Genomic DNA, 16,251 nt, shown 5'->3' with positions numbered 1-16,251 from the left:
TTGGGCAACGGGGCGTGCCGTAGAGGGTCAGGTCAGGGGTGGACATCGGGATCTCCGTGGGTGGGACCAAGCGTCGCCACAGGGAACCACTTGCGCGCCAAGGGGGGAATGCGCTCTCATCACAAGGAACTCTTGCCAGAATAGGAAGAATGGATGGACCGGCTGGACGAGCTTGCGCTGTTCGTCGCCATCCTCGACGTCGGCAGTCTGGCGGGGGCGGCCAAGCGGCTGGGTCGCTCGGCGGCGGCGGTCACGCGCGGCTTGGGCGGGCTGGAGGAACGGTTGGGCGTGCGCCTGATCGAACGCACCACCCGCAATCTGGCCCCGACCGAGGCCGGGCGGCGGTTGGCCGAGCAGGCGCGGCGTCTGCTGGCCGACTATGACGAGGCGTTGATCGTGGCGGGCGCCGAACAGCCCTTGCGCGGTCGCCTGCGGGTGACGGCCCCGGTGATGTTCGGGCGTAAGCATGTCACGCCGCTGGTCATCGGCTTCATGCGGGCCTATCCCGACATCCGGGTCGAATTGGCGCTGTCCGACGGCAATCTCGATCTGATCGACGAGGAGTTGGACGTCGCCATTCGCATCGGCCCGCTTGGCGATTCCGCGCTGGTCGCCCGGCGGGTCGGGCAGGTCACGCGGATGCTGGTCGCCAGCCCGGATTATCTGGCCGCCCATGGCGCGCCGGACACGCCCGAGGATTTGAGTCGGCACGCCATCATCTTCAACGCCCCCCGCCGGGGGCCGCCGGAATGGCGCTTCACGCTGGATGGGCGGGAGCGGGTGGTGCGGTTGACGCCGCGCCTGATCGTCAGCCACGTCGAATCGGCCTTGCTCGCCGCGCGGGACGGGCAGGGGATCACCCGCCCGCTGTCCTATCAGGCCGCCGACGATCTGGCGAGCGGCGCGCTGGTCCGTTTGCTGCCGGACGCCGAACCGCCGCCCCTGCCGGTGCATGTGGTGGTGCCGACCGCCCGCCTGATGCCGGGGCGGGTGCGCGCTTTCGTCGATCACGCCGTCGATCATCTGAAAAAACTTGACGCGCTGCGCGGTTGACGCCGCGCCGCGCGCTTGCAAGGGCTTGTCGCCATGCCGCTTCCCGAACCGCCGTTGCTCATCATCACCGACCGTCGCCAAGCGGCTCTGCCGCTGCCCGATCTGGCCGACGCCCTGTTCGCGCGGGGCGCGCGCTGGCTGTCGCTTCGGGACAAGGACATGGAGGAGGGGGAACGGGCGGCGCTGGCCCGTCTGTTGGTGGCGCGCGCGCGGCCCTGGTCGGCGGTGGTGACGCTGCACGGCGATCCGGCGCTGGCCCTGGCGGTCGGGGCGGCGGGCGCGCATCTGCCCGATGGCGGCGACGTGGCGCGGGCGCGGGCGTTGCTGGGGCCGGACGCGCTGATCGGCGCGTCGGCCCATGACGCGGCGGGTGTGGCGCGGGCGGCGGCGCTGGGCGCCGATTACGCCACGCTGTCGCCGATCTTCGCCTCGGCCAGCAAGCCCGGCTATGGTCCGCTGATTGGGGAAGATGGGTTGGCGTCGGTCGTCTCCGAGTCGCGGCTTCCCATCGTCGCGCTGGGGGGCGTGGAAAGCGCCGCAGCGCTGGTCCAATGCCGAAAAGTGGGGGCGGCGGGGGCGGCGGTGATGGGGCTGGCGATGCGCGATCCCCCGGCGGTCGCCGCCTTGCTGAGCGCGGCTTTGCTGGGTTGATTTCACGCGAAAACGCTGGATTTTCCAGGCGCGCCAAGGGGATGGCGACGCCCCGCCGCGCGGATTCTTGCCCGGATCGGGTTCGGCACAACGGCCACACCCTTCGGAAAAATCAACAAAACGTAAGAACAGGCAAGTTTTACCCGCTTCCAACAGCTTGAAAATTACACGATAGTATCGTTGTGCAGTGCGGTGACAAAGGCGCATGCTGAAAGTTGGGGCTTTCGGGACATCCCGAAAGGCTGCTCGTTGGAGGGTTCGCATGGAATCGGCCGTGGGTGTGGGGATGATCGAGGGTGTGGTCGGCGAAACGTCGCGAGCGACGGATCACCGCGTAGCCTCCGTTGTCGCGCTGGAGCCGGTTGTGGACGCCTCCTCCTGGATCGTCGAGTTTGGCGTCGGCGCGCCGTTGCCGCCGTCGGGCGCGTCCATCGGCCCGGAACGGTTGGGCGGCAAGGGGGCCGGTCTGGTCGCCATGGCCCGGTTGGGCGTGCCGGTTCCCCCCGGCTTCACCATCACGACCGAGGTTGGTCGGCGGATGCAGGCGGCGCAGGGCGACGCGCAACGCGTCCTTCCAGCCTTCGAGGCGCGTTTGGCCGAGGCGTTGCGCGTGCTGGAAACCCGCGCGGGCGCGCGTTTTGGTGGGTTGGACGCGCCGCTGTTGTTGGCGGTTCGTTCGGGCGCGCAGGCGTCGATGCCGGGTATGATGGACACGGTGCTGAATCTGGGGCTGAACGACCGCACGGTGGACGCGCTGGCGGCGCGCCACGGCGACGCCCGCTTCGCCTATGATTGTTACCGCCGCCTGATCCAAACCTACGCGCCGGTGGTGCTGGGCGTGCCGGGCCGGGTGTTCGACCAGTTGTTGGACGATCACAAGGACGCGCGCGGTCTGGTCCGCGACGCCGATCTGACGGCGGATGACTGGCGGCTCCTGCTGCCGCTCTATCAACAGGCGGTGCTCGATCATTGCGGCCAGCCTTTCCCACAGGATCCGGCGGAGCAGTTGCGGGCGGCGGTCGCGGCGGTGTTCCGCTCTTGGATGAATCCGCGTGCCGTGGCTTACCGCAGCCTGCACGGCATCCCCGACAGTTGGGGAACGGCGGTGACGGTGCAGGCGATGGCCTTTGGCAACCGGGGCGAGGATTCCGGCTCTGGCGTGCTGTTCACCCGCGATCCCTCGACCGGCGAGCCGGGGCTGTGCGGCGAGTTTCTCGCCAACGCCCAGGGCGAAGACGTGGTGTCGGGAATCCGCGACCCCGATCCGCTGATGGCCCGCCGCGACGCGAGCGGGACCATTTTGCCGGGCCGCTCGATGGAAACCCATCTGCCCGCCGTGTTCGCCGCGTTGCAAGCGGTGTCGGCCCGGTTGGAGCGCGCCTTCGGCGACATGCAGGACATTGAGTTCACGGTGGAATCCGGGCGGCTGTTCATCCTGCAAACCCGCGCGGGCAAGCGGTCCAACGCCGCCGCCGTGCGCATCGTCGTGGATTTGGCCCTGGAGGGGATCATCACCCGCCGCTCGGCGGTGGAGCGCGTCGATCCGCAGGCGCTGGACGAGCTGCTGCGCCCGGTTCTGGCGCCAGAGGTGGCGGCGACCGCCATCGCCAACGGTCTGGCGGCCTCGCCGGGGGCGGTGACGGGCCGCGTGGTCTTCACCGGCGACGAGGCGGTGCGCTTGGCGCAAACCGGCGTTCCGGTCATTCTGTGCCGACCGGAAACCCTGCCGGACGACATTCGCGGGATGCAGGCGTCGGTCGGGATCGTCACCGCGCGCGGCGGCTTCACCAGCCACGCCGCCACGGTGGCGCGCGGCCTGGGCCGTCCCTGCGTGGCGGGCGCCCGCGCCTTGCGCATCGAGCCGGAGCAGGGCCGGATGACCGTCGGGGACATCACCATCCGCAGCGGCGATTTGCTGACCATCGACGGCGGCAGCGGCGCGGTTCTGCTGGGCGCGGCGCCCTTCCTGCTCCCTCCCGCCGACGGCGCGGTCGCCCGGTTGCTGGAGTGGGGCCAGGAGGAAAGCCGCCGCGCCGACGATCAGGCCCGCATCCGCGCCTGATTGGGCGGAAGGATCGCGCTTCCGGGTTGACGACGCTCCCCCGCTGTGCGGCAGGATGGCGTCGTCTTCCTTGCCGAGCGGCGTGATGTTCCGAAAATTCGTCTATCTTCTGGCCTTGGCGCAGGAGCGTCACTTTGGACGCGCGGCGGAGCGTTGCCACGTCGCCCAACCGACCCTGTCCAACGCCATCCGCCAGCTTGAGGCCGACCTGAACGTTCCCATCGTCGAGCGTGGGCAGAAATTCGGCGGCTTCACGCCGGAAGGGCTGAAGGTGCTGGATTACGCCCGCCGCATCGTCGCCGAACGGGACAATCTGCATCACGAGTTGCAGGCGCTGGCGCAGGGGGTGTCCGGGCATCTGCGGCTTGGGGCGATCCCGACGGCGCTGCCGGTCATCCCGCAGCTTTTGCCCCCCTTCGCCGCGCGGTTCCCCCACATCCGGGCGAGCGTCACCTCGCTGAGTTCGCGGGAGATTCAGCGCGGGCTGGACGAATTCACGCTCGACGCCGCCGTCACCTATCTCGACAACGAGCCGCTGAACAACGTCCGCACCCTGCCGCTCTATTCCGAACGCTATTACCTGTTGGCCCAACGCGCGCATCTGGACGAGGCGACCCTCGCGCAAGGGGCCATGTCCTGGGAAGCGGCGGCGGGGTTGCGGCTGTGCCTGTTGTCGCCCGACATGCAGAACCGGCGGATCGCCGAAACCGCCTTCCGCATGACAGGGCGGGTGGTGGAGCCGGTGTTGGAAACCAACTCCATCGTCACGCTCTACACCATCGTGCGCGGCGGCCATTGCGCCAGCGTGGTGCCGGGCCAGCTTCTGACCTGCGTTCCGCCGCGCCCGGATCTGGTGGCCCTGCCGCTGGTCGAACCGGATTTGAGCTACGTCGTCGGGTTGGCCTACGCCGACCGCGACCCGCCGCCGCAACTGGCCAAGGCGCTGGCGGTCGCGCTGGCCGACGACGACATCGGCCAGCGCGTGGCCATCGCCACCGCCGCCGCCTTGACGCCCTGGCGGCTGGCGCTGTCGTGATAGCCAAACCCTATCACGCAATCAGCAAATCCAATTTGCTGGGAGGCTCCGCAATCCGGCATGCTCCCATCCCGTGACCGCAGGGAGAATCCGACGTGAGCGTCTGTCCGCCGTGGAGCGCCGAGCGCGCCATGTCCATCGTCGCCGAGCACGCGCGCCAGCGCGGCGCGCTGTTGCCGATCCTGCACGCGTTGCAAGAGACGTTCGGCTGCATCGACGACGCGGCCATTCCCCTGCTGGCCGGGGCGCTGAACCTGTCGCGGGCCGACGTTCATGGCGTGGTCAGCTTTTATCATGATTTCCGCCGGACCCGTCCGGGTCGCCATGTCGTGAAGATGTGCCGGGCGGAAGCCTGTCAGGCGATGGGGGCGGACGCGCTGCTCGACCACGCGCGGCGGAGCTTGACGGTCGATGCGCACGGAACGACGGCGGATGGCGCCTTCTCCCTGGAGCCGGTCTTCTGTTTGGGCAATTGCGCCCTGTCCCCCGCCGTGATGATCGACGGGGTTTTGCATGGCCGCGTCGGGCCGGAGCGTTTCGACGCGCTGACGGCGGATCTGCGGGCGCAGGATCAGGCGGAGGACGCGCGATGAGCCATCGTCTGACCAGCATTTACGTGCCGCGCGACGCCGCCGCCCTGTCGGTCGGGGCCGACGCGGTCGCCGCCGCCATCCGGGCCGAGGCCAGCCGCCGGGGGCTGCCGCTGCGCGTCGTCCGCAACGGCTCGCGCGGGATGCTGTGGCTGGAGCCGCTGGTCGAGGTGGCGACCGACGCGGGCCGGGTCGCCTATGGGGCGGTGACGCCCGCCGACGTGCCGTCGCTGTTCGACGCCGGGTTCCTCACCGGCGGGCCGCACCCGCTGGGGCAGGGTTTGACCGAGGAGATCCCCTTTTTCAAGAAGCAGGAGCGGCTGACCTTCGCCCGTTGTGGCGTCATCGACCCGCTGTCGGTCGAGGATTACCGCGCCCATGGCGGCTTTCGCGGCCTGGAAAACGCGCTGGCGATGACCCCGGCGGAGATCGTCGCGACGGTGACGGAATCGGGCTTGCGCGGGCGCGGCGGCGCCGGCTTTCCGACCGGCGTCAAATGGAACACGGTGCTGAACGCCGAGGCCGACGAGAAATTCGTCTGCTGCAACGCCGACGAGGGCGACAGCGGCACCTTCGCCGACCGCATGATGATCGAGGGCGATCCCTTTTGCCTGATCGAAGGCATGACCATCGCCGCGTTGGCGGTCGGGGCGACGGCGGGTTACGTCTACATGCGCTCCGAATACCCGCACGCCACGGAAACGCTGCGCCACGCCATTCGGTTGGCCTATGACGAAGGCTGGTTGGGCGAGAACATCCACGGCACCGACCGGATTTTTCACCTGGAGGCGCGGGTCGGCGCCGGGGCCTACATCTGCGGCGAGGAAACCGCGATGCTGGAAAGCCTGGAGGGCAAGCGCGGCATGGTCCGCGCCAAGCCGCCGCTTCCGGCCTTGCAGGGGCTGTTCGGCAAACCGACCGTGGTCAACAACGTGCTGTCGCTCTGCGCCGTGCCGATCATCCTGGATCGCGGCGCGGACTATTACCGTGATTTCGGCGTGGGCCGGTCGCGCGGCACGCTGCCCTTCCAGTTGGCGGGCAACATCCGCCAGGGCGGCATCGTCGAAAAGGCGTTCGGCGTCACCCTGCACGAACTGCTGTACGAGTATGGCGGCGGAACCATCAGCGGACGGCCCATCCGCGCGGTCCAGGTCGGCGGCCCGCTCGGCGCCTATCTGCCGCCCGCGCAATTCGATCTGCGCAAGGATTACGAGGCCTTCGCCGCGCAAGGGGCGATGCTGGGCCATGGCGGCATCGTCGTGTTCGACGACACGGTGAACATGGCGCGCCAAGCCCGTTTCGCCATGGAATTTTGCGCCATCGAATCCTGTGGGAAATGCACGCCCTGCCGCATCGGCTCGACCCGAGGCGTCGAGGTGATCGACAAGATCATCGCCGGGCAGGACGTGGACGACAACCTCGCCCTGCTGGATGATCTGTGCGAGGTGATGCTCGACGGCTCGCTCTGCGCCATGGGCGGGATGACGCCCTTTCCGGTGCGCAGCGCCATCAAGCATTTCGGCGAGGATTTCCGCCCCACCACGGCTTCGCCGTCCGCAACCGGCATCCGCGCAGGAGACGCGCCATGACCCAGGCCATGACACATCGTCACGAGACGGATTTCGGCACCCCGGCCCGGACGGCGGGCGAGTTGGTGACGCTGGAGATCGACGGACGCCGCGTCACCGTGCCGGACGGCACGTCGGTGATGCGGGCGGCGATGGAGGCGGGGATCACGGTGCCCAAGCTGTGCGCCACCGACAGCCTGGAGCCGTTCGGATCCTGCCGCCTGTGCCTGGTGGAGATCGAGGGGCGGCGCGGCACGCCCGCGTCCTGCACCACGCCGGTCGCGCCCGGCATGAAGGTCGCCACCCAAACCCCGCGTCTGGCCAAGCTGCGGCGCGGGGTGATGGAGCTGTACATCTCCGACCATCCGCTGGATTGCCTGACCTGCGCGGCGAACGGCGATTGCGAGTTGCAGGACATGGCGGGCGCGGTTGGGCTGCGCAATGTAAGGTATGGTTTCGACGGCGAAAGTCACACGACGGCGGCCAAGGACGAGAGCAACCCCTATTTCAGCTTCGACCCAGCCAAATGCATCGTCTGTTCGCGCTGCGTCCGGGCCTGCCAGGAAACCCAGGGAACCTTCGCCCTGACCATCGACGGGCGCGGCTTCGCCTCGGCGGTGTCACCGGGGGCGGGGGAAAGCTTCATGGGCAGCGAGTGCGTGTCCTGCGGGGCCTGCGTGCAAGCCTGCCCCACCGCGACCCTGACCGAAAAATCGGTGATCGAGCATGGCCAGCCCGAACACAGCGTCCTGACCACCTGCGCCTATTGCGGCGTCGGCTGTTCCTTCAAGGCGGAGATGAAGGGAACCACCGTGGTGCGGATGACGCCGCACAAGGATGGCGGGGCCAACGAGGGGCACAGCTGCGTCAAGGGCCGCTTCGCCTGGGGCTACGCCACTCACAAGGACCGGGTGATGAAGCCGATGATCCGCGAACGGATCACCGATCCCTGGCGCGAAGTGTCTTGGGAGGCGGCGGTCGCCCACGCCGCCGAGCGTTTGAAGGCGGTTCAGGCCAAGCATGGCCGGGGATCCATCGGCGGCATCACCTCGTCCCGCTGCACGAACGAGGAGATTTACGTCGTCCAGAAGATGATCCGGGCGGCCTTCGGCAACAACAACGTCGACACCTGCGCCCGCGTCTGCCACTCGCCGACCGGCTACGGCTTGTCGCAGACCTTCGGCACGTCGGCGGGAACCCAGGATTTCAAGAGCGTGGCGGAGGCCGACGTCGTGCTGGTCATCGGCGCGAACCCGACCGACGGCCATCCGGTTTTCGCCTCCCGCCTGAAAAAGCGGCTGCGCGCCGGGGCCGAGCTGATCGTCATCGACCCGCGCCGGATTGATCTGGTGCGCAGCCCGCATGTCCAGGCGCGCCACCATCTGCAACTTCAGCCGGGAACCAACGTCGCCGTGCTGAACGCGATGGCCCACGTCATCGTCACCGAGGGGCTGGTCAACCGCGCCTTCGTCGAGGAGCGGTGCGACGTCGCCGCCTTTGACCGCTGGGCCGCCTTCGTCGCCGAGGCGCGCAACGCGCCCGACGCGGTGGCGGAACGCACAGGCGTTCCGGCGGGCGAGATTCGCGCCGCCGCCCGACTCTACGCCACCGGCGGCAACGCGGCGATCTATTACGGGCTGGGGGTGACGGAGCACAGCCAGGGATCGACCACGGTGATGGCGATGGCCAATCTGGCGATGGCCACTGGCAACATCGGGCGCGACGGCGTCGGGGTGAATCCGCTGCGCGGCCAGAACAACGTGCAAGGCTCCTGCGACATGGGGTCGTTCCCGCACGAGTTTTCCGGCTACCGCCACGTCTCCGACGACGGCGTCCGGGCGCTGTTCGAGGAGGTCTGGGGCGCGGCGCTGGACGGCGAACCGGGCCTGCGCATTCCCAACATGTTCGACGCCGCCATCGACGGCAGCTTCAAGGGCATGTTCGTCCAGGGCGAGGACATCGCCCAATCCGACCCCAACACCCGCCATGTCAGCGCGGCGCTGGAATCGCTGGAGATCCTCATCGTCCAGGATCTGTTCCTGAACGAAACGGCGGCCTTCGCCCATGTCTTCTTCCCCGGAACCTCCTTCCTGGAAAAAGACGGCACCTTCACCAACGCCGAACGGCGGATCAACCGGGTGCGCCCGGCCATGCCCTCGCAAGTCGGCTGGGACGAATGGCGGGTGGCCTGCGCGTTGGCGACCGCCATGGGCTACCCCATGAGCTACGACCATCCGGCGCGGATCATGGACGAGATCGCCCGGCTGACCCCGACCTTCCGGGGCGTCAGCTTCGACAAGCTCGACCGGCTGGGCAGCGTGCAATGGCCCTGCACCGACGCCGACCACACCGGCACGCCGATCATGCACGCCGACCGTTTCGTGCGCGGCCAGGGCCGTTTTATGATTACCGAATACATCCCGACCGACGAGCGCACGACCCGGATGTACCCGCTGATCCTGACGACGGGTCGCATTCTCAGCCAGTACAACGTCGGCGCTCAAACCCGGCGCACGGCCAACGTGGCGTGGCACCCGGAAGACATTCTGGAGATCAACCCGCACGACGCCGAACAGCGCGGCCTGAAGGACGGCGATCTGGTGTCGCTGGCCAGCCGCATGGGTGCGACGACGCTGCGGGCGCAACTGTCCGACCGGATGCCGCCGGGCGCGGTCTACACCACCTTCCACCATCCGGTGACGGGGGCCAACGTCGTCACCACGGAGAACTCCGACTGGGCGACCAACTGCCCGGAATACAAGGTGACGGCGGTGCAGATCACCCGCAGCAACCAGCCGTCCGACTGGCAGGTGGAACGCGACCGGCAGGAGGGGGAACGCAAACGCGTCTCCACCGCCGCCGTCTCGGCGGCGGAATAGCGCGGGCGGTGTCGCGCGTGCGCTCCATCCCCGTCCTTGGCCTCGCCGTTCCATCCGTGGGCGCGGCGGCGCCGGTGACGTGGCAGATCGCGGAAGAAACGGCGGTCGCCCTGGAATACAACGGGCGTTCGCACGCGGTGATGATGGCGACCCCGGCGGATCTGGAGGATTTCGCGGTTGGCTTCAGCCTGAGCGAAGAGATCATCCCAAGCGCCGCCGATCTTGAGCGGATCGCCCTGCGCGACACCCCGTTGGGTCTGGTCGTCAGCATGACCGTCGATCCGCTGCGCCTTCTGCGCGGCGCGCTGCGTCGTCGGTCGATGGAGGGGCGCAGCGGTTGCGGCCTGTGCGGGGTGGACAGCCTCGCCAACGCCGTGCGCGAGCCAAAGCGGGTGAGCGCGCGCCTGTCGGTGGAGCCGTCGGCCATCGCCGCCGCCTTCCGCGCCCTGCCGGATCATCAGCCGATGAACCGGATCAACCATTCCGTTCACGCGGCGGCGTGGTGCGATCCGGCGGGCGACATTCAGGTGGCGCGCGAGGATGTCGGGCGGCACAACGCGCTGGACAAGCTGATCGGCGCGCTGGCGCGGTCAGGCCGGGATCCGGCCTCGGGCTTCGTCGTCATGACCAGCCGATGCAGCTTCGAGCTGGTGCAAAAGGCGGCGGCGGTCAGCATCTCCCTGTTGGCGACCATCTCCGCGCCGACCGCGCTGGCGCTGGATCTGGCGCGCGGCGCGGGCGTGACGCTGGGGGCGCTGTCGCGCGACGACGGCGTCGTTCTGTTTCGTTGAGGATTGTTTTTGTGAGCTTGAACGAGAGGCCGCCGATGACCGACGCCAACGCGACGACCCGCAGCCGGGATCTGGTGCGCATGGCCAACCAGATCGCCACCCATTTCAGCAGCTTCCCGCTGGACGAAGCGGTGGCGGAAACGGCGGCTCACATCCGCAAATTCTGGGATCCCCGGATGCGCGCCGCCCTGTTCGCCCACGCCGACGCGGGCGGGGCCGATCTGCACGCGGTGGCGCAGGGCGCCATTGGCGTGCTGCGGGCGCCGCGCTGACGTCTGCCGCCTCTCAAGCGCTGGGCGTGGCGGGCCGGTCCTTCAGGAAGGCGGTCAGTTGCTCGCTAGCCAGCGCGACGTGCTGGACCACCAGGGCGCAGGCGGCGTCGGCGTCGCCCCGTCGGCAGGCGGCGAGCAACGCGCCATGCTCGTCCTGCGAGCGCGGGTGATAGCCCAGCGCGGCGAATTGAAAGCGCAAATAGCGGTCGGCGGCGGCCAAATGCTGTTCGGTCAGGGCCAGCAGCCGGGGCTGTCCGGCCCGCGCGTAGAGCGTCATGTGAAAGCGGCGGTTCAGCTCCCCCATCCGCCCCGGATCGGCCTCCGCGTCCATTTCGGCGATCAACTCCTCGGCCAAATCCAGATCGGTCGCGGTCAGATGGGGCAGGGACAGGCGCAGCGCCGCCGGTTCCAGGGCGGCGCGGATGGCCCCGATGTCGGCGGAATCCTCGGCGGAAATCTCCACCACCACCGCGCCGCGATGCGGGTGGAACTCCACCAGGGCGCGGGCCTCCAACTGGCGCAACGCCTCGCGCACCGGCATCCGGCTGACGCCGAAGGCGGTCGCCAACTCCTCCTGCCGCAGGGGCAGGCCGCCCGGCAGAACGCCGCTGAGAATGGCCTCGCGCAGCGCAGCTTCGACGAACTCCGTCGCCGTGCGATAGCGCGGGCGGTTGCGGGCGATCAGGCTGGACAGGTCGGCGGGCGGCTGCGTCATGCGTGGGGCGCTCTCGCGGAAAGAGGCTTGCGTGGATATTGGATCCAATATATCGGTTTAAGCCTCGAATGTCCACGCGCCTCTCCCGGCGCCCTGTCGGATAAGGAACGGGTCATGCCGTCATCCACGCTTTCCCCCCAACAGACCCGGCCGCCCCGCTCCTCCGGCCTGTCGCTCTCGGCGGTGGCCACCGGCTTTCTGGTGGCGCTGGTTGGTTACGCCAGCTCGGTGGCCGTGGTGATTCAGGGGCTGGCCGGGGTCGGGGCCGACACCGCGCAAATCGCGTCGGGGCTGGCGGCGCTGGGCGTGTCGATGGGGCTGGCCGCCATCCTGTTGGCGAGTTGGCAGCGCAAACCGATCAGCATCGCCTGGACCACGCCGGGCATGGCGCTGTTGGCGGCGACCGGCCCGGTGGCGGGCGGCTTTCCGGCGGCGGTCGGGGCCTTTCTGACGGTGGCGGTCCTGGTCATGGTGACGGGGCTGTGGACCCCGTTGGGGCGGTGGATCGCGGCGATCCCCAAGCCTTTGGCCAACGCCATGCTGGCGGGGATCCTGCTCAAGCTGTGTCTGGCCCCCTTCGCCGCGATGGCGCAGGCGCCGGGGTTGGGGTTGTTGGTGCTCGTCACCTGGGCGGTGGTTGGCCGCTTCGCCCGGCTTTACGCGGTTCCCGCCGCCGTCGCGGTGGCGCTGGCGGCGATGGCGCTCAACCCGCCGGACACTGGGGGGGCGTTCAGCGGCTTCGCCTTGCCCAGCCTGTCGCTGGTGACGCCGGTCTTCACCTGGGAGGCGCTGGTCGGCGTCGCCCTGCCGCTGTTCGTAGTGACGATGGCCTCGCAGAACATCCCCGGTCTGACGGTGCTGGCGACCTTCGGCTACACCCCGCGCGTGCCGCCGGTGTTTCTGGTGACGGGGGCCTTGTCGGCCCTGACCGCGCCGTTCGGCGCGCCGACGATCAATCTGGCGGCGATCACGGCGGCGCTGTGCGCCGGTCCCGACGCCGACCCGCAGCCCGAACGGCGCTGGCAAGCGGCGGTGGTCGGCGGAATCGGCTACATCCTGTTGGCCGGTCTGGCGGCGGTGACGGCCACGCTGGTGCTGCGCTCCCCCCCGATTTTGATCGAGGCGGTGGCCGGTCTGGCGCTGATCGGGGCCTTCGGCGGGGCGCTGCTGGGCGCGGTGCAGGTCGAGGAGGAGCGGGTTCCGGCGCTGATGACGCTGCTGGTCACGGCGTCGGGCCTGTCCTTTTGGGGCGTCGGTTCAGCCTTTTGGGGGCTGCTGTTCGGCGGGGCGATGCACGCGCTGCATCATTGGCGCCCCGCCGGTTCTAAAGCCGTTTAGGCGCTGGCCAACAGATCGGCCACGGCCTCCACCGCTGCGGCGGCGTAGGGGCGGGTGCGCGGCGGGATCTGCGACGGGTTGATCCCCGGCCCCAGAATGCCGACGCCGACCGGCTTCATGAATTCAAGCTGAAGGTTGATGAGGCTGGAAATCACGGCGTGGCCCATCACGTTGCCATGCTCGGTCTCGCCCCGTTCGATGATGCCCAGCGCCACCGCGCCGACGATGTCGTCACGGCGCAGCAGGCGCTTGATCGCCAACGGCTTTTCCATGGAGCCGGGAACCCAGACCTCGGCTGCGATGCGAAGCTGCCGACGGGCGGCGACGGCGCGCGCCTCGTCCAGCATCTCTTCGACTTCCTTGGTGTGGAACCGTCCAAGCACGATGCCAATGCTGTTCACCCTGCGCCACTCCTGTCGCTGTGCTGGTTTGCGTCGCGGTCAAAGTGTCGCCCCGCCGGGCAAAGCGCAAGAGTGTTTCGGGCGCCTCGCCGCCGCCGACGGGGGCGTTTCGGCGTCTGGCGGTTGAAGGGGAAAGCCAATGTTCTCCGCTGAAGCAAGATGAAAGTTCATCGGCCAAGCGGATGGGCCTGCGGCATGCTGTCTCGCCATGACACATTTCAAAACAATTTTATTCCGGCGCTTTCCTTACAGGCGTCTAATAATATGTCTTCCGGCAAGCGTGTGATCGGCCATTCGGCAAGGGATGCGCGCGTTGGGATGAGACGCAGCGAAGAGTTGGGACGCGGGCCATGCTGAAGGGTGCGATTGAATACGCGCCATCGACCTTTGAGGAGCGGGGGGCCGCCGTCGCCTTCACCACGCCTCTTCTGTCGCAAACGCGGGTGCGCCGGGGCGAACGCTCCAAGCTGGAGGTTCTGATCCCCAGCCTGTCCGAAGGCATGGGCACCTACGTCGTCGCTTGGAAATCGGTGCCGGAGATGGTGTCGATGACGATGCACGACCGCTATCTGCATGATTTGATCGTGAAGGAGGAAGCCTGTTCGCCGCAGGAAATCCGCCGGGCGACGCTGAAGGCGGCGCGGCGCGGGCTGGCCGGTCCCCAGGCGGCGCAGGCCGCGCGCCGCGCCTTGGAAGAGGATGAGGAGCAAGGCACGCTGACCCATTACCTGCTTCTGCTGGCCATCTTGAAGGCCGTGGGGCTGGAATCGCCGGAGATGCTGAAGGCGGGCATCGGCACCGAGGAGGGGCAGCGGTTGACCCGCCAATTGATGGCGCGGGCGGCGGACAGTCTGAAGCTGGAGGCCAATCTTCTGTACGCCCGCTTGGCGGAGATCGCGGCGGCGGTCGCCCCCGTCGGTCTGACGCAATCGCCCAAGCCGGGCCGCCTGCTGCGCGGCATGCAGGAGCTGAAAGCCTTCCGCCAGAGCATGACGAGCTGGTCGAACGAGGTTCCCAGCGACGCGGCGCCGGTCGCCGCCTTTTGCGCCGACGTCGCCCAGCACACCATCGGCATTGGCGAAAAACTGCTGACCGACTTTCAGCGCCGGGTTGACGCCATCGGGCCGCTGATGCGCGCTTGGGAGACGGAGTTCGTCGTCATCCGCAGCCACGCACAACGCATGGCGTGGTTGTTGGATGGCTGGTCGCACGTCACCGCCGCCTGGGACGTCGCGCAGACGGAAGATCGCCACCAGCAGGCGGCGACCATCAACGATCTGTTCCGCGTCATCCCGTTGCTGCCGAAGAAGGAAAGCCGTGAGGACATGCTGGGCGCGGCCAAGCGGATCAAATCCGTCCATCGCCGTTCCGTCCGCATGTTGGAGGATTGGCGAACCGGGGAGATGGACATGGACTCCATCCGCCGGATCGAACTGGTCAAGGCCCGCGCCCCATGACCGCGCCGCCGGATGCGGCGCCGTCCGACATCGCGCCTCCTGATCTTTTGCCGACGCTGGAGCATCGGCTGTTGGCGATTCCCGACGACAAGTTTCTGGAGGTCGTCCAGCTGTTGGAGCGGGTGCGCGACCACCCCGACGTCCAGCAGACCTTCGCCAGCATCCGCCCGCGTCTGGTCCAGATGCGGCCCGAACGGCGCCCTACGCTGAAACGGGTGCTGTGCATGCCGTTCGAGGATGTGCTGGAAAGCTTTGGCGGGGCCGACGTGCCGCTCGGGCGGATCGAACGCCGGGCGATCGACCCGATGTGGGGGATCATCGAGGATTGCGCCGACCGCCACGCCCTCGACCAGCTTGACCGGCAGGTGCAGGGCGTCGCGCCGGGCGACCACAACGGGATGCTGAACATCGGTCGTCGCCTGTGGCCGCTGGCGGCGCAGACCTTGCGGAGCGTGATGGAGAGCGACGGCTCCCGCCATGTGCTGTGGCGGCGGCTGCATGGCGACGAGGATTTGCGGCGCCAAGTGATCGACGCCGCCGTCTTCCTCGACATCGGGTTGTCCATCGAGGCTCTGAAAAGCGACCTGTCGCCCAAGCCGTTGCCGGAGTTGGAGGATCGTCACGTCGCCGTCATCGAGCAGGCGGCCCAGGCCGTGGCCCGGCAGAACGTCGCCGCCGTCTATTCCCTGTTGCTGGTGGCCGCCGCCCGGCTCGCCGCCCCCGCCGATCTTTTGCGGGTGCTGAACGATCTGGATTTGGGCAAGGCGCGGCGCGACCAGCCGGTGATCTTCGCCCAGCTCAGCGGGCTGGTGGTCAGCAATCTGGAAGAGCGCACGGCGCGCCTGGAACCCAAAGCCGGGACGCCGTCCACGGCGGTCGCGTCGCCGGAAGCGGCGATGGCGCTGGCCGAGCGGCTGGTCGCCAGCGTGGCCACCACCAACGCCGTCATGGATCTGCTCAACGAACCGATTTATCGGGAGCGGCTGGAGGCGGTGAAGACGGCGGTCGGCGCGATGGTGACGGGGGCGGTGCTCGACACCGCGTCGGACGGGATCCTGTCGGCCATTCCGGTTCCCAAGCCCGGCGCGGCGCCGGTGGTCGACGAGGCGGCGCAGGCCGCCGCCGAGGATCACGCCCGCGCGCTGCGCCGCTGCGAAGGTCTGGCCGACACGTTGGGTTTGCGGCAGGCGGTGAGCGACACCTTGAAGCGGATGGGGCAGGGTGTGTCCGTGCGGGCGCAGGCGCTGCTGAAGGATTACCCGCAGATGGCGGGCGACGCGGACGCCGCCGAGTCGGCGGAACTGAATTTGTTCTACGCGCTGCGGCTTCTGGAACTGGTGGCCGGTCCGGCCAAGGCGGATCCCCTGCGGCTCGCGATTTTGAGCGCCATCGGCGAGTCGCCGGACGAGGGATGACGTCCCTCTTCGGCGCGGCGGTT

The 16,251-nt window shown here is 68.7% G+C and carries 14 protein-coding genes; 12 read left to right on the top strand and 2 right to left on the bottom strand.

The window, feature by feature from the left end:
• Window positions 1-153 precede the first annotated feature (153 nt).
• The 9 genes from D3877_RS27870 (at window position 154) to D3877_RS27830 (ending at window position 10,902) form a co-directional block, all read left to right on the top strand.
• Window positions 154-1,053, top strand: a complete 900-nt coding sequence (locus tag D3877_RS27870) for a LysR family transcriptional regulator (RefSeq protein WP_119834025.1) — start codon at window positions 154-156, stop codon at window positions 1,051-1,053.
• Between the two features lie 33 nt (window positions 1,054-1,086).
• On the top strand, window positions 1,087-1,704 hold the full coding sequence (locus D3877_RS27865) for a thiamine phosphate synthase (RefSeq protein WP_119834024.1): 618 nt from the start codon (window positions 1,087-1,089) through the stop codon (window positions 1,702-1,704).
• 262 nt (window positions 1,705-1,966) lie between these two features.
• Complete coding sequence (locus D3877_RS27860; protein ID WP_119834023.1) at window positions 1,967-3,766, top strand: pyruvate, phosphate dikinase; 1,800 nt, start codon at window positions 1,967-1,969, stop codon at window positions 3,764-3,766.
• 85 nt (window positions 3,767-3,851) lie between these two features.
• Window positions 3,852-4,802 (top strand): LysR family transcriptional regulator, encoded by a 951-nt coding sequence (locus D3877_RS27855; protein WP_119834022.1) that lies wholly within the window; start codon window positions 3,852-3,854, stop codon window positions 4,800-4,802.
• Window positions 4,803-4,897: 95 nt separating this feature from the next.
• A complete protein-coding gene (locus D3877_RS27850; RefSeq protein WP_119834021.1) occupies window positions 4,898-5,395 on the top strand; it encodes a formate dehydrogenase subunit gamma in 498 nt (165 codons plus the stop codon).
• Window positions 5,392-6,981 carry a formate dehydrogenase beta subunit gene (locus D3877_RS27845; RefSeq protein WP_119834020.1) on the top strand — a complete coding sequence of 530 codons (1,590 nt, stop codon included), beginning with the start codon at window positions 5,392-5,394 and terminating at the stop codon, window positions 6,979-6,981. Before D3877_RS27850 ends, D3877_RS27845 begins: the two co-directional genes overlap by 4 nt.
• Before the next feature lie 8 nt (window positions 6,982-6,989).
• Entirely contained in the window at window positions 6,990-9,839 is a 2,850-nt protein-coding gene (gene fdhF / locus D3877_RS27840) for a formate dehydrogenase subunit alpha (protein WP_119834083.1), read from the top strand.
• A 17-nt stretch (window positions 9,840-9,856) separates the two neighbouring features.
• On the top strand, window positions 9,857-10,630 hold the full coding sequence (gene fdhD, locus D3877_RS27835) for a formate dehydrogenase accessory sulfurtransferase FdhD (protein WP_238475134.1): 774 nt from the start codon (window positions 9,857-9,859) through the stop codon (window positions 10,628-10,630).
• 35 nt (window positions 10,631-10,665) lie between these two features.
• A complete protein-coding gene (locus D3877_RS27830) occupies window positions 10,666-10,902 on the top strand; it encodes a formate dehydrogenase subunit delta (RefSeq protein ID WP_119834018.1) in 237 nt (78 codons plus the stop codon).
• A gap of 13 nt (window positions 10,903-10,915) precedes the next feature.
• Here the strand turns inward: D3877_RS27830 and D3877_RS27825 are convergent, their stop codons facing one another.
• Window positions 10,916-11,617: a GntR family transcriptional regulator gene (locus tag D3877_RS27825; RefSeq protein WP_119834017.1), complete on the bottom strand. Its 702-nt coding sequence runs from the start codon at window positions 11,615-11,617 to the stop codon at window positions 10,916-10,918.
• A 114-nt stretch (window positions 11,618-11,731) separates the two neighbouring features.
• On the opposite strand from D3877_RS27825, the gene D3877_RS27820 reads away from it, so the two are divergent.
• Window positions 11,732-12,955, top strand: coding sequence for a benzoate/H(+) symporter BenE family transporter (locus D3877_RS27820; RefSeq protein ID WP_119834016.1), 1,224 nt, complete (start codon window positions 11,732-11,734; stop codon window positions 12,953-12,955).
• Here the strand turns inward: D3877_RS27820 and D3877_RS27815 are convergent.
• Complete coding sequence (locus tag D3877_RS27815; RefSeq protein ID WP_119834015.1) at window positions 12,952-13,356, bottom strand: 6,7-dimethyl-8-ribityllumazine synthase; 405 nt, start codon at window positions 13,354-13,356, stop codon at window positions 12,952-12,954. The two genes, D3877_RS27820 and D3877_RS27815, sit on opposite strands and share 4 nt — an antisense overlap.
• Before the next feature lie 350 nt (window positions 13,357-13,706).
• Between D3877_RS27815 and D3877_RS27810 the strand changes: the two genes are divergently transcribed.
• Complete coding sequence (locus tag D3877_RS27810) at window positions 13,707-14,813, top strand: cysteine peptidase family C39 domain-containing protein (protein WP_119834014.1); 1,107 nt, start codon at window positions 13,707-13,709, stop codon at window positions 14,811-14,813.
• Window positions 14,810-16,228 (top strand): hypothetical protein, encoded by a 1,419-nt coding sequence (locus D3877_RS27805; protein ID WP_119834013.1) that lies wholly within the window; start codon window positions 14,810-14,812, stop codon window positions 16,226-16,228. Before D3877_RS27810 ends, D3877_RS27805 begins: the two co-directional genes overlap by 4 nt.
• Window positions 16,229-16,251 lie beyond the last annotated feature (23 nt).

Origin of the sequence: Azospirillum cavernae, from assembly GCF_003590795.1 — a bacterium.
Lineage (GTDB): Bacteria > Pseudomonadota > Alphaproteobacteria > Azospirillales > Azospirillaceae > Azospirillum > Azospirillum cavernae.
The sequence above is the reverse complement of the archived record's forward strand: the minus strand, read 5'-3'. Positions and strand labels throughout refer to the sequence as shown.